The following is a 21,627-nucleotide window of genomic DNA, read 5'->3' as shown; positions in this document are numbered from 1 at the left end:
ATTTAGTCTAATCATTTGTTAACCCTCTGAATTGATTAATATTTATCCCTAATGCGCAAGGATACCCCTTGTGATTTTACATTTGTATTAGTTGTAAATATAATCACCACCTTTCTGTAGACCTTGTTTCAAGGCGAGTTAACAAGAAAAAAGGAGTAATATGAGTACTATATTAAGCATACTTTCTGCGGCTTTCTTTTCCACTACCGCTACTACGGGGACTACACCCCATGGAATAAAAACTGGCTTTGATGTCAACAAACATGTTCAACATCTAAGTCAAAAAGCCCCTAAACTTAACAGAAGAGTTCTTAAGCTTGCTCTGACTGCTTATAAAAAAGCCGCCGACAAAGGCGCAGTTAAAAAACCAGTTTTAACTGTTATTGATTATTCCTTACCATCTAACAAACAACGGATGTGGATTTTTGATCTCAGCAAAGAACGACTTTTATACAATACTTACGTAGCACATGGTAAGAATTCGGGAATGGATACTCCACATCATTTTTCTAACAAAGTTTCCAGTAAAGAAACCAGCCTAGGTACCTATGTTACTCGTAATACTTACATGGGCTCCAAGGGTTATTCTTTGAACCTCCAGGGTCTAGAAAGAGGTTTTAATGACAATGCTTTTAACAGACGAGTGGTAATCCATGGCGCATGGTATGTAGAACCGGATTTCATTAAGAAGGCTGGACGAGCAGGACGAAGCTGGGGATGCCCTTCTATTGCTAAAACCCTGGCGAAACCAGTAATTAACACAATTAAAGGGGGTTCAGTGGTGTTTGCTTACTATCCTGATAGCTACTATCTCTCTCATTCAGGTTACGCATCAGTATAAATAACAAAGCCAGGGTTTTAGGCCCTGGCTTTTTGCAATCATCCTTTCAGGACATCCTATCCTGAAAAAAATCATCCCTGATCATCATTTCCTTATGATTACAATTCCTTTTGGACGACCCCAAATCCGTTGAAGTCATGCTTAAAATTTAGCAATTAGCTTTCTGTTGTGCAAGACAACCAATTATCATTCAAATGAAGCATTTTCTTTCCTAAATAAAATTAAATAGTTACTATTCATAAAGTTACATTTAAATGAAGAGTAATTTCATTTGATTAAGCACCGTTTTCTTACTATAGATTGAGAAATGTCTTGGAGCAATGCAAGACAAACTAGTGATAAAAGATAACTGATAGTACCTCAAATTGACTCCTATTTCTGCCTAATTAGTTTACTCCTTAGTAGCAAAAAACTGACTTTTTACTGATTAAATCGCGAAAGCGCCTTGCTAAAGCTACTATTTATGGTAGTTTAATCGGGATTTAATTGCTTCAGAGTGTGTGAGTATGAATAGGCAAAACGAAAGCGTTAAAAAAGATAAATTGCAAATCATTGATTGGTTAATAGAACATTTCCCCAATGCCTTTTTTAAAAAGGGAAATCAGGTCAAACCACTGCAAATTGGTATCTTCGACGACATTATCGATTTTTACGAACGTTTGGATACACCCACTTTTAGTAAGAAAGCCTTACGCGAAGCCCTTAGCTATTACAGTTCATCCCCTGCTTACTTAAACTGCCAAAAAGCCAACACAGCCCGTGTCGACTTATTTGGTAATGAGGTGGATATTGTTACAGAGGAGCAGGCTAAATATGCCCATCAACGTTACCAACAGCGTTACGGGGATAAAAAAGCTCAAGGCTTGAAGCAAGACACTAAATAGTTAACATCAACGGCCTCTTTTAATCCTGCTATGCGGCTTAATGGATTATACGACAAGCCACTCATACCAATAAATTCAAGACCCGCTGTTCTTAACATGGCCACCATTTCGCTAGGTTTAATAAATTTATCAAAATCATGTGTTTGTTTAGGCAATAACCCTAATAGATATTCTGCTGCCAAAATCACTGTGGTATACGCTTTAAATGTTCTATTGATAGTAGATAAAAAAAGATAGCCTCCCGGCTTTAGCAAACGAGCACAATGCTCTATCACTAACTGTGGCTCTTGTACATGCTCCAGCATTTCCATGCAGGTCACTACATCAAACAGTGGGCTCTCATAGTCTTCGATAGGACAACAACTATAATCAATGACCAAGTTGCTTTCTTTGGCATGCGCTTTAGCAGCTTCAATTGCCTCTGTTTCAACATCCAGACCTGTTACATTAGCACCCTGTACAGCCATTCCTTCACATAAAATACCGCCACCGCAACCAACATCGAGAATTGTACTTTGGTTGAGCTCACAATAGTCATTTATGAACTCAAGGCGTGCAGGATTTATATCATGTAACGTTTTTAGCGGCCCATTTTTATCCCACCAGCGTGCAGCATGCTGAGCAAATTTGGCAATTTCTTGCGAATCTATCGTCGATTTACTATTCATGGCAACTCAGTAAGTCCAAAGGTTTAAAAAACTCCAATACCATCGGATTGGAAATGAAACTCAAATTGTAAGGATGCTCTGCGATTAAGCAAGAAAAAAAACTGGCCTCTGGTATTTCTTCAGCAATACGACCGAATAAAATTAACTGCAACGTTTGATTGTATTGAGCCAGTTGCGTTAGCAAACTGTGCATGAAAGGACGCCAGTGCTTTGCATGAAACCTTACCTTATCTTCACTATACACCAAAGACGCATTTAAAAGTAAAAAACCCTTATTAATCAGAGATCTAAAAAATTGTTCTGCCGTTTGCCAATAATGCGATTTATCAAGCGTCGCAATTGCTGCCTGTGAGCGATCCTGTTGCAAATCACCCCTGGCAACCAATAACATTTTTATCCAGTTACGCAGAGAAGTTGCACGATTCACTTCTTTGCTAAGTCCTGTTTGGCTCCACAAATTATGAACCGAATTATCCCAAAAAGCATAACCATTCGCTGATTCGGGACGAGGATAAGGTGATTCACCCAATAAAATATACTTCGTATCACAGAGAGGGAGGCTAAAAGCAGCAAACAAAGCATTGATGCCCGGCAACCAATGGCTACTATTTTGTAATTGTAAAAGATACTCTTTATCAACCTGTTCCAGGGCCTGAGCCACTATCTTGTGCCATTGCGGATGCACTTTTTCCAATAAACAGTACACGATTTCTCCAACAAAATCAGCATTATACAAAGTTCAATCCCCTCTTCCTATTCTTAGCGCATTCTTCTTCCACTTAGGTTAGGAAGTAACTATTCATCTGCTGTAATACTCCCCCATGAAGTGACCGGCTATATTGCGGAGCATGAGAATTTCCGCTAATGTCATAAGCTTTGTGTATGAGTGAATGTAATGGATCGAGCAACAAAGGAATTGGTTCACGCTTTGAGTGGCCGTAAGCAGGCCATGATAGAGCAATTACATCAATTCTGCACCATCAACTCCGGTACAGAAAATTTACAAGGCTTGGCACAGATGCATCAGTTGTTAAGCAATGCATTCATGCCTATCGCGGATAAAATACAAACGCCTAAACCACCTGTTACAACCACCATCAACATGACGGGCGACACGATAGTCCAGCATTGCGGAGATATCCTTTTCATTCGTAAACGACCTGAATTAAAACGTCGTGTTCTACTGTGTGGGCATATGGATACAGTCTATGCAGCAAATCACCCTTTTCAAAACCTAACCTACTTGAATGATAATGAAATAAACGGCCCTGGCGTTGCCGATATGAAAGGGGGCATTATCGTCATGTTACATGCCTTGGCTGCTTTTGAAGAAAGTTCTACAGCTTCCGGGCTCGGTTGGGATGTAATGATTAATGCCGATGAAGAAATTGGCTCCCCTACTTCAAGCCCTTTTCTGGCAGAAATTGCTGCTAACTATCAGGCTGCCTTGATTTACGAACCGGCCATGAATACCAAGGGTACATTGGCTAAAAATCGTCGCGGCAGTGGCAAATTGACCCTCGTTGCTACCGGTCGATCAGCACATGTTGGTCGTGCTTTTTTTGAGGGGCGCAACGCTATTTGCTATCTTGCTGAAGCAATTACCGCTATCCATGCCCTAAATGGACAACGGGATGGTGTTACTATTAATGTGGGTAAAATTGCTGGTGGCGAAGCATTGAATGTTGTGCCTGATAAAGCAGTTACCAAATTGGATGTTCGTATCAATCAGCCAGACGACGAAGTATGGGTACGACAGCAACTCACTACGCTTATTAATAAAATGAAACGTGACGATTATTCATTAACACTTCATGGCGACTTCGGCCGGCCAGTTAAACGAATTAGCGAGGGGACTGAACGGCTATTTAACCGCATCAAACAGGTTGGACGAGCACTCGGTTTATCGATAGACTGGCAAGATAGTGGCGGCTGTTGTGATGGCAACAATCTTGCGCAGCATGGTTTAGCGGTTATTGATACCTTAGGTGTTCGTGGAGGCAATATTCATAGTCCCAATGAATTTGTGTTACTGGATAGTCTTGTTGAACGTGCTTCACTTAGCACCCTGTTACTTCTTGATTTGGCAAATGGTGGGCTTGAGGAATTAATAAGATGATGCTATTTCGCCGTGCGCGAGAAACTGATCTGGATGCTATTTTTCATCTTGCTGAACATTGCGGTATTGGCATGACCACACTGCCAAAAGATAAAGAACTTCTCCACAAGCGCCTTGCCTGGTCTTGTGCTTCCTTTGAAAAAACGGTTCACAAGCCAAGAAGTGAGTACTATTTATTTGTATTGGAAGAACCAGAAAAAGGGCAAGTTATTGGAACTTCGGCGATTGAAGCAGCGACTGGACATGAACTCCCTTTCTACTCCTACAAGTTATCTAAGCGCACCCGAATCTGCCATTCTCTTAATATTCGCAGTGATTATGAAGTACTAAGCCTGGTTAATGACAATCAAGGACGCAGTGAAATATGTACTTTGTTTCTAGAGCCTGCTTACAGACAGAGTAGTAATGGTTTGCTTCTTTCACGAGCCCGTTTTCTCTTTATTGCCCACTATCCCAATCGCTTTGCCTCTACCATCATTGCCGAAATGCGCGGTATCTCCGACGAATGGGGGCACTCCCCTTTCTGGGATAATGTAGGAAGGCATTTTTTTCATATGCCTTTTGCTGATGCTGATCGCTTAACAATCTCGACGAACAAGCAATTTATTGCGGATTTAATGCCAAGAAACCCGCTATATGTCAAATTACTTGCACCAGAAGCACAAGCAGTGATTGGCAAACCACATCAATCCACTGTCCCAGCAATGAATATCTTGTTACATGAAGGCTTTCGCTACCACTGTTATGTCGATATTTTCGATGCAGGCCCCACAATTGAGGCTCCACGGAACCAGATACGCACGCTTGCAGCCAGTCGCATTATGACTATTAAAAGTATTAGTGATGAGGTTGGTAGCAAACGTTTTTTACTTGCAAATACGAAACTTGATTTTCGCGCCACTGTTAGTCAAGCTATTTTTAATACTCAGCAGGCCTCTTGTATTATTAGCAAGGAAACCGCTCGACTCTTGGAAGTCAAACGGGGTGATTGTATACGGATCGCCCCTTTACAGATTGAAGAACCAACTATTTATAGTGAGCAGAAAAAATGAATTTAGGCCAACAAAATAACAGCGCAGCAAATCATTATTTTGGAGGCCATTGGGTACAAGGAGAAGGAAAACTGTTTGTCTCCAGGAATCCCGCAGATAATTCAGTAATTTGGCAAGGTACTAGCGCAACGCCTGCAGAAATAGCAAAAGCCTGTGAGGCAGCCCATCTTGCTTTGCCTTATTGGTCTTCCCTGGATGTTGCTACGAGAGCCAACTATTTGCAGCTTTTTGCCAAGGAAGTGGAAACAAAACGTAATGAGCTTACCTACCTAATTTCCTTGGAAACAGGAAAACCTTTATGGGAATCATTAACCGAAGTTAATGCGGTTATCGCTAAAATTAATTTATCGATTCAAGCCTATCAAGAGCGTAATGCCGAAAAACAAACCACACTGCCGGATGGAAACGCCTGCCTGCGTTATAAGCCACATGGCGTTGTTGCTGTTCTGGGTGCCTTTAATTTTCCTGCCCATTTAAGTAATGGCCATATTGTACCCGCCCTATTAGCAGGAAATACGGTTATCTATAAACCAAGTGAGCTGACTCCAGCAGTTGCACAATTCATTGTTCACTGCTGGCACGAAAGCGGTTTGCCGCAAGGTGTTATTAATTGTGTGCAAGGTAATGCTGATTGCGGCAAAGAGCTCCTCGCAGCCGACATCCAGGGCGTTTACTTTACAGGCAGCTATCGTACAGGCCAGCAGATTCACCAACATTTTAGTGACAAACCAGAGGTTATCTTGGCACTGGAGATGGGAGGCAATAATCCACTCATCATTGATGAGGTTAGTGATGTGAATGCTGCTATTTATCATACGCTGGTTTCCACAATGATCACTGCCGGCCAACGGTGTAGTTGTGCGAGACGACTATTTATTGCAGATAACCAATTGGGTGATCAAATCCTTGCACGTTTTATAAACGCTTGTGAAAAAATGCGTATTGGCGCATTTACCGAGAAGCCAGAGCCTTTCCTAGGACCCGTTATTAGTCACGAGCATGCCCTACAGCATCTACAGGCACAGAAAAAACTGCTTCAAAATGGCGGTGTTGCCTTGTTAACCATGTCTTTACTTACCGAGAATACAGGCTTGCTTTCCCCCGGCATCATTGAGATGACCAAAGCTCATACAATTGTTGATGAAGAAATTTTTGCTCCCTTGGTTCAGGTTTATCGTTATCAGAATTTTGAAGACGCTTTGGCACTTGCCAATCAAACACGTTATGGCTTGGTAGCAGGCTTGTTAAGCGACAATCCTGAACACTATCAGCGATTCTACCATACGGTACGTGCAGGTCTAATCAATTGGAATAGGCCAACCACTGGTGCTGCAAGCAGCCTTCCATTTGGTGGTATAGGTCGTAGTGGTAACCATCGTCCCAGCGCTTATTTTGCTACAGATTATTGCGCTTATCCTATTGCCAGTATGGAGCAACCTCATTTAACCACGCCAGCGCAACTATTGCCCGGCATCGACTTGAGCTAAGTTTATGCAAACCTATGAATTAAATCTGGATGGTCTGGTTGGTCCAACACACAATTATGCAGGCCTTGCTGCGGGTAACCTTGCTTCGGCATCAAATGCGTTGAGTGTCTCCAATCCTCAGGCAGCTGCGCTTCAGGGGCTTGCTAAAATGCGCTTATTGCATCAATCTGGCATCAAGCAGGCTTTGTTGCCACCGCACCAACGTCCTAATCTACATTTATTGTATCAATTGGGGTTTAGTGGTACAGCTGCACAACAGATTGAAAAAGCCTATCGCGGCGCTCCTGAGTTGTTGAATGCCTGCTATTCTGCTTCCAGCATGTGGACTGCTAACGCCGCAACTGTCTCAGCAAGCGTTGATACCGCTGATAAGCGAGTTCATTTTACAGCAGCCAATTTAATTAGTAATTTACATCGTTATCAGGAAGCCGATTTTTCGAGTTATTTGTTGCAAACGCTTTTTCACGATAAAACTTACTTTAATCATCACCCTGTACTACCGAGAAGTGCCATTACAGGCGATGAAGGTGCAGCCAATCATAATCGTCTATGCACTAAGCATAATGCAGCCGCTATAAATTTATTTGTTTACGGTAAACAGGCGTTAGCAAAAAATTCTGGCTCACCGAACAGTCCCTTAAAATACCCCGCACGGCAAACACTTGAAGCCTCCCAGGCAATTGCCCGATCGCATTTGTTAAATCCCAATCAAGTTATTTTTGCCTGCCAAAATCCACTGGCAATTGATCAGGGTGTTTTTCATAATGACGTCATCGCTGTCGCCAATGAATCGGTGCTATTCATTCATGAGGATGCTTTTTGGTGTCAAACGGAGCTTCTGAATGAGTTGCAAACTAAAGCTAACTTTCAAATTCAGATCCTGAAAGTTAACCGTAATCGCCTCAGTGTCGCCGAAGCAGTGGGCTCTTATCTCTTTAACTCACAACTGATTACCCTGCCTAATGCTGCAGAAAATAGCAGGATGATTTTGATTGCTCCTGGTGAATGCCAGGAAAATACTGTGGTTAAGGCACTGATTGATGAGTTACTAGCTGATAATACAAATCCTATCGCTGCTGTGCACTATCTTGATCTTAGGCAAAGTATGCGTAATGGAGGGGGTCCCGCTTGCCTGCGATTACGTGTTCCTTTAACCGAATTAGAGCTACAAGCAATGCACCAGGGTGTTTTAGTCAATGATACGCTATTAGACCGTCTTGAGGTTTGGGTTAAACGCCATTACCGTACTCAATTACAAGCGAACGACTTGCGTGATCCCTTACTTATTGATGAGTGTTTATCAGCCTTAGATGAGTTAAGCAGTCTCTTAAACCTGGGGGCACTTTATCCTTTTCAACGCGAAAAAACTGGGTAAGGGTATGTGGAAAACTTTCGCAGGACGATGTATTTATCGCTCATCAACAAGAGTCAGAGTTTTTCAAAATTTTTTCTTTCGCTGGTTAAAGTTTGATGGTACTGCATTACAAACTGTTTTAAACAGATATTTTCCCCACCGACCAGCATTACGGTATATCAAATCGCTTATTTTGACGGTGCAATTACAACCAGCTAATTGCTGTATGCTAGGTCTTGGAGGCGGCGGAGCGGCTCATGCGTTATCTTCCCTATTGGTAGACTCCCAACTGACAGTGGTAGAAAACAATAGTGAGGTGATTGATATTGCGAAACGATTTTTTATGATTAATAATCTTAAAAACGTACATATTGTACATCAGGATGCCAGTCTATTTTTGCAACAAACTACCCTGCAATTTCAACATCTACTTGTTGACTTATTCAGTGCTGAAGCCTTCCCACCCCAATGTAATACGGAACAATTTTTTGTTAATTGTAAGCATTCACTGTTACCTGGCGGTATTCTCGCGGTAAATTTAGCCAACAGACATGAACAATGGCCAATTTTTCAACTTATCCGACAACAGTTTTTATCTGCTACAGTTGCTTTACCCGTTAAAAATTGTCCCAACATGATCATACTAGCCTGCAAAAGCGAGACTGTAGCTTCTTTACTGGATCTTCTTAAGCAAAGTAAAAAAATTAAACATTTGACTTGGGATAGTAAATGGGGTTGTGTAGCGGAGATAAAAAACTAGGTGCAATTGACATTTCACTAGCTTGAGTGATTGTGCCTTGATTATCGAGCATCGCAGCGGAGCACAGAAAATCAAGGCACAATCGTCAAGATAGTTGAAATGTCATTAAATTTCCATTAAATCTTTTTCTTTTTCAACAAGCGTTGCATCAACATCAGCGATGTATTTATCAGTAAGCTTCTGAATAACTTCTCCAGCTCGACGCTCATCATCTTCAGAAATTTCTTTCTCTTTGACAAGCTCTTTAAGGTGGGTATTTGCATCACGGCGTATATTTCGAATCGCTACCCGACCTTGCTCACCCTCAGCTCTGACAACACGAATCAATTCTTTACGACGCTCCTCAGTCAAAGGAGGCATCGGTACGCGGATCGCACTACCTGCTGTTGCTGGGTTTAAGCCTAAATCAGAGGTCAAAATCGCTTTCTCAATAGCTGCGACCATCGCTTTTTCCCAGGGTGTTACCAATAAAGTCCGGGAATCACTACTCGTAATATTGGCTACTTGATTTAAAGGAGTTAGTGTACCGTAGTAATCAACCTGCACATGATCCAATAAACCGGCGTTAGCACGACCAGTTCGAATCTTAGTCAAATCATGTTGCAAAGTCTCAACGGTTTTTTTCATCCGCTTTTCAGCGTCTTGTTTAATATCATTGATCATGGTTTGCTCCTACTATGGTACCAACACGTTCACCAAGGACAATTTTCTTTAGCGCATTTGGAGCCGTCAGCTTAAATACTTGTAAAGGCATACCGTGATCCTGGCATAAGCAAATGGCAGTAGAATCCATTACCTGCAATCCGTCACTCAATACTTTTTTGTAGGTTAAGTAATCATAACGGGTCGCCTGAGGATTTTTAATCGGATCATCCGAATAAATACCATCTACCTTTGTCGCTTTTAAAACGACATCCGCTCCAACTTCAATGGCACGTAAACAGGCAGCAGAATCTGTCGTAAAAAACGGATTTCCAGTACCCGCAGCAAAAATAACGACATGCCCATTGCGTAAATGGGTAATAGCTTTACGGCGGTGGTAAGGGTCAACCATTCCCATCATAGGAATGGCCGACATTATCCGCGCTGGTAAATCAATACGCTCCAACGCATCTCTCAAGGCCAAGGCGTTCATGACAGTTGCAAGCATACCCATATGATCGCCGGTAACTCGGCCTAAGCCAGCCTCAGACAAGGCTTTACCACGAAATAAATTGCCACCGCCAATCACCAAGCCGACTTCAACCCCCATGTGAATAAGCTCAGCCACTTCATTGGCAATACGGTCAAGAACAGACGGGTCAATACCAAATTGGGCTTGTCCCATTAACGCTTCACCACTGTACTTAAGTAAAATGCGTTTATATTTTAATTGCGGATGCTGATTACCATTCATAATTAATCACGAACCTGAGCCATTACTTCTTCTACGAAATTATCTTCTTTCTTCTCGATACCTTCACCTACTTCGAAGCGAATGAAAGAGATTACTTCAGCATTTTTTTCTTTTAGTAATTGCCCCACTTTCTTGTTGGGATCCTTCACAAAAGGCTGACCTAAGAGACTGACTTCATCAATAAACTTGTTGATACGCCCTTCAATCATTTTGTCAATGATGTCTTGTGGCTTACCACTCTCGCGTGCTTGTGCTGTGAAAATATCACGCTCGTTTTCGATCGCTTCTGCAGGAACCTGATCACGATTAACTACCAGCGGACGGCTAGCAGCAATATGCATAGCAATATCTTTTGCAAGCGCTTCATCACCATTCTTAAGAGCAACCATAACACCAATGCGAGTACCATGGAGGTAGAAACCAATAACGCCATCACACTGCATTCTCTCCATGCGACGCAACTTAATATTCTCACCGATTTTAGCAACGAGTTCTTGTCGTGCTTGTTCAATCGTATTATTAGCACTGATTAAAGTTTCATTTGCTAAAGCAGTCACGTCGTTGGCTGCGCTTCTTAATGCTGTTTCCGCAACTTTACCAGCAAACCCAGTGAAATTCTCATCACGAGCTACAAAGTCAGTTTCACTATTAATTTCTAACATAACAGCAGAGCGGCCATCAGCTGCTCGAGCAACAACGATAACCCCTTCTGCGGCAACCCTATCTGCTTTCTTATCCGCTTTAGCCTGTCCAGCTTTACGCATTTCAGAAATTGCCAGTTCAATATCACCGTTAGTAGCAATCAAGAATTTCTTGCATTCCATCATTCCAGCGCCAGTACGCTCACGTAATTGCATGACTAATGCAGCACTAATCGACATATTTCAATCCTCCACATAGCAAAAAGGGGGCACGTTAACGACGCAACGCCCCCCCTTTATATTCAAAATTAATTACTCATCCGCTTTGTCTGATTCTTTATCAGCAACAGCAATCTCCACAAACTCAGCATCGGAGGGTACACCACCAACTGTGTTACCACGCTTAGCATCGAGGATGGCATCTGCAATACAACGAACATAGATATCAACTGCTCGCATAGAATCATCATTACCGGGAATAACGTAATCGATGTTATCAGGGGAGTTATTAGTATCAACAATACCGATAACAGGAATTTTTAAACGTCGAGCTTCTTCAACAGCAATGTGCTCAAAACCAACGTCAACAACAAACAACGCGTCAGGCAATCCACCCATATCTTCGATACCGCCTAAGCCTCGCTCTAATTTTTCAAGCTCTCTGGTTAGCATCAAGGCTTCTTTCTTGATCATTGATTCAAAGATGCCCTTATCACGCATTTCTTTCAACTCTTTCAAGCGGAAAATAGATTGACGAACTGTTTTGTAGTTAGTCAACATACCACCCAACCAACGGTGATCAACATAAGGCATCCCACAACGCTTTGCATGCTCACGAATACTGTCTTGAGCCGCTCTTTTAGTGCCCACAAACAGAATTTTGGCTTTATTCGAAGCTAAACGACCAACATAGTTGGTAACATCATTTAGCATTGGCAGCGTTTTTTCCAGGTTGATGATATGGATCTTGTTTCGCGAACCAAAAATGAATTCCGCCATTTTAGGGTTCCAAAAACGGGTTCTATGCCCAAAGTGAGCGCCCGCTTCGAGTAATTCACGCATACTAACATTCATTAATAAATCTCCAGGGTTAGGCCTCCACGCCCCCCATACGGTACCCTTGCATTGGGACCCAACCGTATGTGACGAAACGTGTGTGTCGTTAAAAGCGCGATATTTATACCACAAGCTGGGGTTATCAGCAAATGTAATTGACTTTATTTAATAATTAATTTTAGCGAGAAACACGCAAAAATAATCGGCTACGTCTATACTGCTTGCTGTAACTCATAAAAATTAGCTAAGGATAGTATCATGACTAGAAGAATATTAACTGCAGTAACGCTGGCCTTTTCATTATTTGCGGCTCAAACCTTAGTGGCTTCTACCTCAACACAAATAACGCAAGGCTGTAATTGCTGTGTTGGCGGCATGGGGAAAATTCTTAAGGCTTTGAATCTTAATGCGGAGCAACAAGCGAAAATAAAAGCAATCAAAGATCAACTCAAATCAGACACAAAAGATACCTGGGCTCAGCTCGACGATATTCGTGGACAAATCCATGCCCTCATGCAGTCTGACAAGGTCGATGAAGCCCAACTGGATAGTTTGGTTGATAAAAAAATAGAACTTCTCGGTAAGGGAATAAAAGCTAAAATTAAAGCTAGAAACCAAATGTACAATGTCCTTAGTGTGGAGCAAAAAACCCAATTTCAATCGTTATTGAAACAACAAATGGAAAAACGCAAACAACTTTTTAAAAATTGTCACTAAGTTGATATACCCCCGCCTCGCGGGGGTGTTTTATACTGCTTATTACAGTGTGTGGTGGAAAAACTATGCTTGACTCTCATATCCCTCTCATTACTATTTTAGTCTCTGGTTTTGGTTTAGCTTTTTTATTTGGTTATGTGGCTTATCGTTTACGTATCTCTCCTATTGTTGGTTATCTTCTAGCTGGTGTTGCTATTGGTCCATCAACGCCTGGCTATACTGCAAATTATGCGCTTGCTTCAGAGCTCGCTGAAATTGGCGTTATTCTCCTGATGTTTGGAGTTGGACTTCATTTTTCTGTCAAAGATCTCCAATCCGTCAAAAAAATAGCTATTCCTGGCGCCATTGTACAAATGGTCATTGCAACGTTATTAGGAACTGCATTTTCTTGCCTCCTGGGATGGCCGCTCGTAGCAGGATTCGTGTTTGGTCTAGCCTTATCCGTTGCAAGTACTGTGGTGTTATTGCGAGCTTTAGAAGAATGGAATTTGCTGAAAACAATTTATGGACGCATAGCCGTCGGTTGGTTAATTGTTGAAGACCTGGCCGTTGTAATTATCCTTGTGTTTATCCCGCCGATGGCTGCGCTATCCAGTTATGAGACAGGCGCTAGCCCGTCATCTTACTTTAACCATGAAATAGCAATGGCCTTCTTAATAACTTTACTTAAAGCAGCCAGCTTTATTGTGCTTATGTTAATTTTTGGTCAGCGCTATATCCCTCGTTTGTTACACGGGGTTGCCCGAAAAGGGTCAAACGAACTATTTCGCTTGGCTGTGCTTTCTGTAGCCTTGGTTGTTGCCTTTGCGGCAGCTAAATTATTCGGCGTTTCTTTTGCCTTAGGTGCTTTTTTTGCCGGTATGTTTCTTGGTGAATCCACCTTAAGCCATCGCGCCGCACAGGAAACACTCCCTTTACGCGATGCCTTTGCTGTCTTGTTTTTTGTGTCGGTAGGCATGTTATTACGCCCTGACATTTTAGTTGAACACCCCTTTCTGGTGCTTATAACTGCCTTGATAATTATTTTAGGGAAATCGATTGCCGCCTTTGTCATTGTTATTTTGTTTCGTTATCCTTTTTATACGGCCCTTACCATTTCAGTAAGCCTCGCCCAAATTGGTGAATTTTCATTTATTCTTGCTGAATTGGGTTACAAACTGGGGATCCTTTCACAGCAGGCCAAAGACCTGATCCTTGTCGGTGCCTTTATTTCTATTGTAGTGAATCCGTTTCTGTTCAAAATGGTTAATCCATTCATCCCCAGAAAAATGGATCGCCAATCTTAATTTTCCCTTTATAATTAGATAGGCCTCTTTCGAAATTCGCTGTGGTGAGTGTTGATAAAGATAAGCTTATGCTACTATTAAATTTTTTGCGGATTAAACAATGGCAGTAACAATTAAGACTCCTGAGGAAATTGAAAAAATGCGCGTGGCTGGCAAACTCGCCGGTGAAGTATTGGAAATGATAGGGCCGCACGTGCAGGAAGGAATTACTACTGATGAACTCAACTCAATCTGTCATGATTATATTGTCAATGAGCAGAGAGCCATTCCTGCACCATTGAATTATAATGGATTTCCAAAATCAATTTGTACTTCAATTAACCATGTAGTCTGTCATGGCATCCCTGGCAAAAAGGCGCTAAAAGACGGTGATATTATCAATATCGATATTACTGTTATTAAAGATGGTTATCACGGTGACACCAGTAAAATGTTTTTTATTGGTAATCCTTCCGTCAAAGCCAAGCATGTCGTTGCTGTTGCTCATGAGTGCCTGTTTATTGGTATTAACATGGTAAAACCCGGCGCCCGTCTGGGTGATATTGGCCATGCGATTCAACAACACGCTGAAAAAAATCGATGCTCAGTCGTTCGAGAATACTGCGGGCATGGTATTGGGCGCATTTTTCATGAAGACCCACAGGTTCTCCACTATGGTACACCAGGAACTGGTGAAATTTTACGCCCAGGAATGACATTTACTATTGAGCCGATGGTGAATATTGGGAAACATCATACTCGATTGCTACCTGATAACTGGACTGTGGTTACCAAAGATCACAGCTTATCTGCCCAATGGGAGCATACCTTGCTAGTTACTGACGACGGGGTTGAAATTCTCACTTTACGTAATGAAGAAAGATAATCGCGTTTTAAAACAATCCATCAAACAGCTCAAGGATGAACTGTGTGAGGAATTTTGCCAAAAAGGAAGTATTAGTACCATCACACGCAAATTAGTCACCTTTATTGATAAAGTTCTTTTTACTCTTTTCCAAAAAAATCGCTTGCACCTTGGTAATAAATTTTGTCTTTTGGCTTTAGGCAGTTATGGACGTCGTGAGTTACAACTTTATTCTGATGTTGATTTCCTGTTACTTCATACGGAAAAAATTACCAAAACCCATTCACAACGTGCCCAGGCGTTCATTCAGGATTGCTGGGATGTTGGTTTGGATATTAGCCATCAGATAACTACTGTCGCAGCTTGTGCTGAACTAGCCAGTAAAGATTTAAGTGTGATATCCAGTATTCTTGATATGTACTTAATTTGCGGCCGTGGTGCATTAATGGAAGAATTACTCTATCAAACCCATCCTCTACATATGTGGTCAAGCCACGACTATTTTTTTGCCAAACAACAAGAGCAGCAACAGCGTTATGCGAAATACGGTGAAACTGCCTATAACCTGGAGCCCAATGTCAAATATGGTTCGGGTGGCTTACGTGATTTACATACTTTATTAAGTATTGGCAAACGCCATTTTGGCATCAAGAAATTGGCAGATGGGATTAATAGTGGTTTTATTACCGATAAAGAATACGAAGAACTAATCTACTGCCAACATTTTTTATGGCGGGTCCGTTTCGCTTTGCATATGATGGCTGAAAAACGTGAAGAGCGCTTACTATTTGATTATCAAGTTAAATTAGCAACAGTTTTTGGCTTCAAGGACAATACAAGCTCACTAGCCATTGAACAATTTATGAAAGCCTATTTCAAAATTATAAAGCGTAACCGTGAGCTTAATGAAATGTTGGTACAATGGTTTTCTGAAGCAATTGTCCATCATCAAAAACAACTAATTACTCGTTTAGACAGCGCTTTTCAACTCTCAAACAACCATATTGAAGTAAGACACCCTAAAGTCTTTGCCCAAAAACCCCAAGCCTTACTTGAATTATTCTTATGGATGGCCAAACGCCCTGACATTGAGGGTGTTCGAGCAAGCACTATTCGGCTAATTCGCCAACATCTTTATTTAATGAATAAACAATTTCGCGCTTCCAAAGCAGCGACGCAATGTTTTATTGCCATTTTCAATACGGCACAAAATCCTTATGAAGCGTTACATCACATGAATCGATATGGGATCCTGGGGCATTATCTGGATTGTTTTGCTGCAGTAACGGGACAGATGCAATATGATTTATTTCACATCTATACTGTTGATCAACATACGCTTTTCGTCATTCGAAATTTAGCGCGTTTTCTGAAAATCGACTATAACAAACAATTTCCTCTAGCCGCACAATTAATGGCTACGATTAAAAAACGTGGTATTTTATATTTATCTGCCCTCTTTCATGATATTGCCAAAGGACGTGGCGGTGATCACTCCGAATTAGGAGCCGAAGAAGCGCAGCAATTTGCTCTACGCCATAAATTAAGTGAGGAAGATAAAGACTTACTCGTTTGGTTAGTACGCAATCATTTATTAATGTCACAAACAGCACAACGACAGGATATTTATGATCCGAAAACCATTCGCCAGTTTTGTAGTTGCCTCCCCAAAGCAGATTATCTTGAATACCTTTATCTCCTCACTGTAGCCGATATCTGCGCCACTAACCAAAAACTGTGGAATGCCTGGAAAGATTCTTTATTGCGAGAATTATACTGGGCAGCCCATCAAGCCATGCAACAAGAGCAAGCCCTGCTGGATGAAACGGTTCTTATCAACCAACGCAAGCAAGAAGCCCTTGCTATTTTGGTAAGCGAAGCTGTCTCACCGGCAGCGATTGAAGAATTATGGTCCCATTTTAAAGGCAGGTATTTTCTCCATGAGCCACCCGAGGTTATCGCCAGACACTCTGTCGCTATTCTTAACTGCCAGCAATTTCCTCTTGTACTTATTATGCCGCATCATAGCGAAGGGGGAACGGAAGTATTCATCTATATGCCACATCGCGATGACCGCTTTACTATCACGACAACCGTACTAAGTAATCATTATGCAACGATTCAGGAAGCGGCTATTTTAACTTGCGAAAATAATTACGATCTCGATACTTACATTATTCTTGATGAACATCATCAAGCTTTTTTCGATGAACGTAGAACTGCCGATATTCAACAAGCATTAATGCGTCAATTAGCTGATAAAACCCAACTCCCTACTATCTCTCACCGCAGGATTTCGCGCACACAAGCCCACTTTAATCTAAAACCACAAATTACCTTTAGTGACGATAATCAACATCAACAAACACGTTTATTTTTAGTCACCGCTGATCGGCCTGGTCTATTAGCCAATATCAGTCGCGTATTCCTAAAACTACGTATCTATTTGCACAATGCAAAAATTGCTACTGCGGGTGAACGAGCAGAAGATATGTTCTTTATATCCAGTGAGGCAGGCCATCCCTTGAATAAAGAAGAAAAAGACTTACTTAAACAAATACTGATGGCAGCTCTAACTAACGACGGTTTTTGAAAAAATCAGCCAATAGCGTGGCACAAGGTTGTTGCATAATCCCTTCATCAATTTGAACCTGATGATTCAGTGGGTACCCTTGTAATAAATTATAAACGGAACCTGCTGCACCGGCCTTAAAATCACGCGTGGCAAAGACCAGACGCGCAATACGGGCATGAATCAAAGCACCAGCACACATAGAACAAGGTTCCAGGGTAACATAGAGCGTCGTGTTTAAGAGTCGGTAGTTATGAAGACGAGTTGCTGCGGCCCGAATAGCCATTAACTCGGCGTGAGCGCAAGGATCATTCGTTTGAATGACCTGATTCCATCCTTGTCCTAACAAAGTAACATTATCGTCAGCCACTAAAACTGCTCCGACAGGGACCTCACCCTGCTCTTTGGCTTTAAGCGCAAACTCATAGGCCTGCGCCATCCAAAAGGCATCATTTATTCCCATTCAATCGTCGCGGGTGGTTTACCAGAAATATCATAAGTTACACGTGACACACCAACAACTTCATTGATAATACGGTTGGATACCTGCGCTAAAAAATCCCAAGGTAATTGAGCCCAGTGCGCAGTCATGAAATCAATGGTTTCAACAGCGCGCAAACAAATCACATAATCATAGCGACGACCATCCCCCATCACACCAACGCTTTTCACTGGTAAAAAGACAGCGAAAGCTTGACTGACTTTGTGGTATAAATCAGCAGCATGTAACTCTTCAAGGTATATGGCATCCGCCTGGCGTAAAATATCCGCATACTCTTTTTTAACTTGACCTAAAATTCGAACGCCAAGTCCAGGTCCAGGAAATGGATGTCGGTAAACCATTTCGTAGGGTAACCCTAATTCCAACCCAATTTTGCGCACTTCATCTTTAAACAATTCGCGGATCGGTTCCAATAACTGTAAATTTAACGTTTCTGGTAACCCACCCACATTATGATGAGACTTAATCACGACCGCTGCACCATTCGTTTTCGTGGCAGCTGATTCAATAACATCAGGATAAATAGTGCCTTGAGCTAACCACTTCACTTCAGGTATACGTTGTGCCTCTTCATCAAAAACTTCAATAAAAGTATGTCCAATAATTTTTCGTTTTTTCTCAGGACAATCAACTCCCTCTAGGGCTTTTAAAAATCTTTTTTCTGCATTGACGGCAATAACCCGTATTCCCATATGTTGGCCAAACATAGCCATAACTTGCTCAGCTTCATTTAATCGTAGCAAGCCAGTATCAACAAAAACACAGACTAATTGCTTGCCGATAGCTCGATGCAATAAAGCAGCAACTACCGATGAATCCACACCGCCGGAAAGCCCTAATAAAACGTGCTGATCACCAACTTGTTGCCGCACAGTCGTTATGGCTTGCTCAATAATATTATCAGCGGTCCAATTGGTTTCAGCCTTACAAATATCGACTACAAAACGCTGCAAAATACGCAAGCCTTGTAAAGTGTGTGTCACTTCAGGATGAAATTGCAAACCATACCAATGCTTTTCTTCATTCGCCATACCAGCAATTGGTGCATTCCGTGTTTCACAAATAACTTTAAAACCCGGAGGAATAACAGTCACCTTGTCCCCATGACTCATCCAAACATCCAACAAAGCATCACCTTCTGAGGTCGCTCGATCTTCAATATTATCCAGTAATTGGCTATGTCCATGCAGGCGCAATTCAGCGTAACCAAACTCACGAATAGTCGAAGATTGCACTTCGCCACCTAGTTGCACTGCCATTGTTTGCATGCCGTAACAAATACCCAACAAGGGTAACCCGGACGTAAATAACCAGTCAGGGGCTCTCGGGTTCGTATGAAGAGTCACTGTAGAAGGACCGCCAGAAAGAATAATACCGCAAGGCTCCAAAGCCTGCAGTGTACTCTTTTCAACATCGAAAGGATGAATTTCACAATACACACCTATTTCACGCACACGTCGTGCTATCAACTGCGTATACTGAGAACCAAAATCAAGAATAACCAGCGGACGCTTTTTTATATTTTTCATCATAATCAATTATCAACCTGATAATTAGGTGCCTGTTTAGTAATGCTTACATCATGTACATGTGACTCACGCATACCCGCATTAGTCACTTGAACAAATTCAGCTTTTTCATGCAACTCAGCAATTGTGTTGCAACCTGTATACCCCATGCATGAACGTAACCCACCGATCATTTGATGAATAATGGTTTGTACAGGACCTTTATAAGCAACGCGTCCTTCAATACCTTCAGGTACCAATTTTTCAGCCCCTTGGCTAATATCCTGGAAATAGCGATCACTTGATCCCTGTGCCTGAGCCATAGCCCCGATAGATCCCATACCACGATAATTTTTATAAGTACGGCCTTGATAAAGCTCAATCTCACCAGGAGATTCTTCTGTACCAGCAAACATTCCTCCCAACATTACAGTGTAAGCACCGGCTGCCAAGGCTTTACAGATATCACCGGAAAAGCGGATACCACCGTCTGCTATAAGCGGCACTTTTCCTTTAAGTCCTGCTGCAACATTCGCTATAGCAGTAATTTGTGGCACACCAACTCCTGTAACAATCCGGGTAGTGCATATAGACCCAGGACCAATGCCCACTTTAACCGCATCCACACCAGCAGCGACCAGATCAAGAGCAGCAGAGGCAGTAGCTATATTTCCACCAATAACCTGAACTTGGGGAAAGTGCTTCTTTATCCATTTCACACGATTTAAAACACCTTGGGAATGCCCATGGGCTGTATCAACAATAAGAACATCAACCCCTGCGTCAACCAGGGCAGCCACCCGATCATCCGTCCCTTCACCCACACCCACTGCAGCCCCTACCCGCAATTGTTCGGAACTATCTTTGCAAGCAAAAGGATTCTCTTTTGCCTTTTGAATATCTTTTACGGTAATCAGGCCACGTAAATTAAACGCATCATTGACAACCAGTAGTTTCTCAATTCGGTGTTTGTGCAACAAAGTGCGTACTTCCTCACGTCCAGCGCCCTCTTTCACTGTGACTAGACGCTCGCGTGGTGTCATGACGGCCGATACTGGTAAACCCAAATTAGTTTCAAATCGAATATCTCTCGAAGTGACAATGCCCACCAATAAATCGCCCTCTACAACAGGAACGCCGGAAAAATTATGCTTGGTCATTACCTCTAGCAACTCACCAACCGTCACTGAAGGTGTGACGGAGACGGGATCCTTGACCATCCCGCTTTCAAATTTCTTTACTTTGCGTACTTCCTCGGCCTGATCAGCAATACTCATATTTTTGTGAATAATCCCTATCCCCCCTTCCTGGGCGATAGCAATCGCCAATCGGGCTTCCGTCACAGTATCCATAGCAGCTGATATTAGAGGGATATTTAATTCAATTTCGCGAGTAAGGAAGGTTTTGAGAGCAACCTCTTTTGGCAGAACTGTTGAGTGGGCGGGAATCAATAATACATCATCGAAAGTCAGTGCTTGTTGCGCAATAGAAAGAGACATACCACACTCCAACAATTAAATTAACCGGACATTATACAAGCATTCTGGAAAATGATAAATAACTGCCCATAAAATAATGGGCCAATTCACGGTATATATCAACAAAAAGAGCAATTTGTTAAATATAAAAACAATGCTTATACTTACTTATATCCAAACTAGCAAGGACGCATCATGAAAAAAATGTTAATCCTAGTAGCGGTAGTCGCCTCATTTGTTTTACTATCTGGCTGTGGGTGCGGTACTTTCAGCTGTACAACCAGTTGCCCCTGCGAATATACATCAACTTGTTGTGGCTCTAACGGTTGGTATTAATAGCTGATTCAAGAGTATCTAGTTAGCAGCTTAAAAGATTAAGAATGGCTGCCTTGTCTCATGAATGAAAAGCAGCCAACTTGCTTGTACATGATTGGTACAAGTCTATTATCCCTAACTCAATTT

At 42.0% G+C, this 21,627-nt stretch carries 20 protein-coding genes; 11 read left to right on the top strand and 9 right to left on the bottom strand.

Annotated elements, in window-relative coordinates; translation table 11 throughout:
• Positions 1–160 precede the first annotated feature (160 nt).
• A complete protein-coding gene (locus DYC89_RS06825) occupies positions 161–841 on the top strand; it encodes a murein L,D-transpeptidase catalytic domain family protein (RefSeq protein WP_115221103.1) in 681 nt (226 codons plus the stop codon).
• A gap of 506 nt (positions 842–1,347) precedes the next feature.
• Positions 1,348–1,725 (top strand): ProQ/FINO family protein, encoded by a 378-nt coding sequence (locus DYC89_RS06820; RefSeq protein WP_181879339.1) that lies wholly within the window; start codon positions 1,348–1,350, stop codon positions 1,723–1,725.
• Here the strand turns inward: DYC89_RS06820 and ubiG are convergent.
• Together ubiG and DYC89_RS06810 are read right to left on the bottom strand one after the other, a co-directional pair.
• The gene (gene ubiG, locus DYC89_RS06815) at positions 1,698–2,393 is read right to left on the bottom strand and encodes a bifunctional 2-polyprenyl-6-hydroxyphenol methylase/3-demethylubiquinol 3-O-methyltransferase UbiG (protein WP_115221101.1); all 696 of its coding nucleotides are present in this window, start codon (positions 2,391–2,393) and stop codon (positions 1,698–1,700) included. The two genes, DYC89_RS06820 and ubiG, sit on opposite strands and share 28 nt — an antisense overlap.
• Positions 2,386–3,129, bottom strand: a complete 744-nt coding sequence (locus DYC89_RS06810) for a uracil-DNA glycosylase (protein WP_425451547.1) — start codon at positions 3,127–3,129, stop codon at positions 2,386–2,388. The genes ubiG and DYC89_RS06810 overlap by 8 nt, the downstream gene beginning before the upstream one ends.
• A gap of 159 nt (positions 3,130–3,288) precedes the next feature.
• On the opposite strand from DYC89_RS06810, the gene DYC89_RS06805 reads away from it, so the two are divergent.
• The 5 genes from DYC89_RS06805 to DYC89_RS06785 are packed head-to-tail and all read left to right on the top strand — an operon-like array spanning position 3,289 to position 9,165.
• Positions 3,289–4,512, top strand: a complete 1,224-nt coding sequence (locus tag DYC89_RS06805) for a hydrolase (protein WP_115221100.1) — start codon at positions 3,289–3,291, stop codon at positions 4,510–4,512.
• Positions 4,509–5,564: an arginine N-succinyltransferase gene (locus DYC89_RS06800; RefSeq protein WP_115221099.1), complete on the top strand. Its 1,056-nt coding sequence runs from the start codon at positions 4,509–4,511 to the stop codon at positions 5,562–5,564. The genes DYC89_RS06805 and DYC89_RS06800 overlap by 4 nt, the downstream gene beginning before the upstream one ends.
• Entirely contained in the window at positions 5,561–7,051 is a 1,491-nt protein-coding gene (gene astD, locus DYC89_RS06795) for a succinylglutamate-semialdehyde dehydrogenase (protein ID WP_115221098.1), read from the top strand. The genes DYC89_RS06800 and astD overlap by 4 nt, the downstream gene beginning before the upstream one ends.
• 4 nt (positions 7,052–7,055) lie before the next feature.
• The gene (gene astB / locus DYC89_RS06790; RefSeq protein WP_115221097.1) at positions 7,056–8,426 is read left to right on the top strand and encodes an N-succinylarginine dihydrolase; all 1,371 of its coding nucleotides are present in this window, start codon (positions 7,056–7,058) and stop codon (positions 8,424–8,426) included.
• A gap of 4 nt (positions 8,427–8,430) precedes the next feature.
• A complete protein-coding gene (locus DYC89_RS06785) occupies positions 8,431–9,165 on the top strand; it encodes a spermidine synthase (protein ID WP_115221096.1) in 735 nt (244 codons plus the stop codon).
• A gap of 105 nt (positions 9,166–9,270) precedes the next feature.
• Here DYC89_RS06785 and frr read toward each other — a convergent pair whose 3' ends face one another.
• The 4 genes from frr to rpsB all read right to left on the bottom strand — a co-directional run bounded on the left by frr (position 9,271) and on the right by rpsB (position 12,276).
• Complete coding sequence (frr, locus tag DYC89_RS06780) at positions 9,271–9,828, bottom strand: ribosome recycling factor (protein ID WP_115221095.1); 558 nt, start codon at positions 9,826–9,828, stop codon at positions 9,271–9,273.
• Complete coding sequence (gene pyrH, locus DYC89_RS06775) at positions 9,818–10,561, bottom strand: UMP kinase (RefSeq protein WP_255673196.1); 744 nt, start codon at positions 10,559–10,561, stop codon at positions 9,818–9,820. The genes frr and pyrH overlap by 11 nt, the downstream gene beginning before the upstream one ends.
• 2 nt (positions 10,562–10,563) lie before the next feature.
• Positions 10,564–11,442, bottom strand: coding sequence for a translation elongation factor Ts (gene tsf, locus DYC89_RS06770; protein WP_115221093.1), 879 nt, complete (start codon positions 11,440–11,442; stop codon positions 10,564–10,566).
• A 72-nt stretch (positions 11,443–11,514) separates the two neighbouring features.
• Positions 11,515–12,276, bottom strand: a complete 762-nt coding sequence (gene rpsB, locus DYC89_RS06765) for a 30S ribosomal protein S2 (protein WP_058444430.1) — start codon at positions 12,274–12,276, stop codon at positions 11,515–11,517.
• Positions 12,277–12,516: 240 nt separating this feature from the next.
• Between rpsB and DYC89_RS06760 the strand changes: the two genes are divergently transcribed.
• The 4 genes from DYC89_RS06760 (at position 12,517) to glnD (ending at position 17,698) form a co-directional block, all read left to right on the top strand.
• Complete coding sequence (locus DYC89_RS06760; protein ID WP_115221092.1) at positions 12,517–12,975, top strand: Spy/CpxP family protein refolding chaperone; 459 nt, start codon at positions 12,517–12,519, stop codon at positions 12,973–12,975.
• A gap of 65 nt (positions 12,976–13,040) precedes the next feature.
• Entirely contained in the window at positions 13,041–14,261 is a 1,221-nt protein-coding gene (locus DYC89_RS06755; protein WP_115221091.1) for a cation:proton antiporter, read from the top strand.
• 100 nt (positions 14,262–14,361) lie between these two features.
• Entirely contained in the window at positions 14,362–15,126 is a 765-nt protein-coding gene (map, locus tag DYC89_RS06750; RefSeq protein ID WP_115221090.1) for a type I methionyl aminopeptidase, read from the top strand.
• Positions 15,113–17,698: a [protein-PII] uridylyltransferase gene (gene glnD / locus DYC89_RS06745; protein ID WP_115221089.1), complete on the top strand. Its 2,586-nt coding sequence runs from the start codon at positions 15,113–15,115 to the stop codon at positions 17,696–17,698. The genes map and glnD overlap by 14 nt, the downstream gene beginning before the upstream one ends.
• Here the strand turns inward: glnD and tadA are convergent.
• Genes tadA through guaB form a run of 3 tightly spaced genes read right to left on the bottom strand, consistent with a single transcriptional unit; the run spans position 17,682 to position 21,186 of the window.
• The gene (gene tadA / locus DYC89_RS06740; protein WP_245953960.1) at positions 17,682–18,140 is read right to left on the bottom strand and encodes a tRNA adenosine(34) deaminase TadA; all 459 of its coding nucleotides are present in this window, start codon (positions 18,138–18,140) and stop codon (positions 17,682–17,684) included. The two genes, glnD and tadA, sit on opposite strands and share 17 nt — an antisense overlap.
• Positions 18,131–19,708: a glutamine-hydrolyzing GMP synthase gene (guaA, locus tag DYC89_RS06735; protein ID WP_115222677.1), complete on the bottom strand. Its 1,578-nt coding sequence runs from the start codon at positions 19,706–19,708 to the stop codon at positions 18,131–18,133. The genes tadA and guaA overlap by 10 nt, the downstream gene beginning before the upstream one ends.
• A 5-nt stretch (positions 19,709–19,713) precedes the next feature.
• Positions 19,714–21,186 carry an IMP dehydrogenase gene (gene guaB, locus DYC89_RS06730; RefSeq protein WP_115221088.1) on the bottom strand — a complete coding sequence of 491 codons (1,473 nt, stop codon included), beginning with the start codon at positions 21,184–21,186 and terminating at the stop codon, positions 19,714–19,716.
• Positions 21,187–21,627 lie beyond the last annotated feature (441 nt).

Origin of the sequence: Legionella donaldsonii (assembly GCF_900452385.1) — a bacterium.
In the GTDB taxonomy this organism is placed as follows: Bacteria; Pseudomonadota; Gammaproteobacteria; order Legionellales; family Legionellaceae; genus Tatlockia; species Tatlockia donaldsonii.
The sequence above is the reverse complement of the archived record's forward strand: the minus strand, read 5'-3'. Positions and strand labels throughout refer to the sequence as shown.

What these genes read in the sequence shown, in the direction of transcription:
- DYC89_RS06825 (WP_115221103.1), top strand. Translation starts at nt 161, where the DNA reads ATGAGTACTATATTAAGCATACTTTCTGCGGCTTTCTTTTCCACTACC.
- DYC89_RS06820 (WP_181879339.1), top strand. Translation starts at nt 1,348, where the DNA reads ATGAATAGGCAAAACGAAAGCGTTAAAAAAGATAAATTGCAAATCATT.
- ubiG (WP_115221101.1), bottom strand. Translation starts at nt 2,393, where the DNA reads ATGAATAGTAAATCGACGATAGATTCGCAAGAAATTGCCAAATTTGCT.
- DYC89_RS06805 (WP_115221100.1), top strand. Translation starts at nt 3,289, where the DNA reads ATGGATCGAGCAACAAAGGAATTGGTTCACGCTTTGAGTGGCCGTAAG.
- DYC89_RS06800 (WP_115221099.1), top strand. Translation starts at nt 4,509, where the DNA reads ATGATGCTATTTCGCCGTGCGCGAGAAACTGATCTGGATGCTATTTTT.
- astD (WP_115221098.1), top strand. Translation starts at nt 5,561, where the DNA reads ATGAATTTAGGCCAACAAAATAACAGCGCAGCAAATCATTATTTTGGA.
- astB (WP_115221097.1), top strand. Translation starts at nt 7,056, where the DNA reads ATGCAAACCTATGAATTAAATCTGGATGGTCTGGTTGGTCCAACACAC.
- DYC89_RS06785 (WP_115221096.1), top strand. Translation starts at nt 8,431, where the DNA reads ATGTGGAAAACTTTCGCAGGACGATGTATTTATCGCTCATCAACAAGA.
- frr (WP_115221095.1), bottom strand. Translation starts at nt 9,828, where the DNA reads ATGATCAATGATATTAAACAAGACGCTGAAAAGCGGATGAAAAAAACC.
- pyrH (WP_255673196.1), bottom strand. Translation starts at nt 10,561, where the DNA reads ATGAATGGTAATCAGCATCCGCAATTAAAATATAAACGCATTTTACTT.
- tsf (WP_115221093.1), bottom strand. Translation starts at nt 11,442, where the DNA reads ATGTCGATTAGTGCTGCATTAGTCATGCAATTACGTGAGCGTACTGGC.
- rpsB (WP_058444430.1), bottom strand. Translation starts at nt 12,276, where the DNA reads ATGAATGTTAGTATGCGTGAATTACTCGAAGCGGGCGCTCACTTTGGG.
- DYC89_RS06760 (WP_115221092.1), top strand. Translation starts at nt 12,517, where the DNA reads ATGACTAGAAGAATATTAACTGCAGTAACGCTGGCCTTTTCATTATTT.
- DYC89_RS06755 (WP_115221091.1), top strand. Translation starts at nt 13,041, where the DNA reads ATGCTTGACTCTCATATCCCTCTCATTACTATTTTAGTCTCTGGTTTT.
- map (WP_115221090.1), top strand. Translation starts at nt 14,362, where the DNA reads ATGGCAGTAACAATTAAGACTCCTGAGGAAATTGAAAAAATGCGCGTG.
- glnD (WP_115221089.1), top strand. Translation starts at nt 15,113, where the DNA reads ATGAAGAAAGATAATCGCGTTTTAAAACAATCCATCAAACAGCTCAAG.
- tadA (WP_245953960.1), bottom strand. Translation starts at nt 18,140, where the DNA reads ATGGGAATAAATGATGCCTTTTGGATGGCGCAGGCCTATGAGTTTGCG.
- guaA (WP_115222677.1), bottom strand. Translation starts at nt 19,708, where the DNA reads ATGAAAAATATAAAAAAGCGTCCGCTGGTTATTCTTGATTTTGGTTCT.
- guaB (WP_115221088.1), bottom strand. Translation starts at nt 21,186, where the DNA reads ATGTCTCTTTCTATTGCGCAACAAGCACTGACTTTCGATGATGTATTA.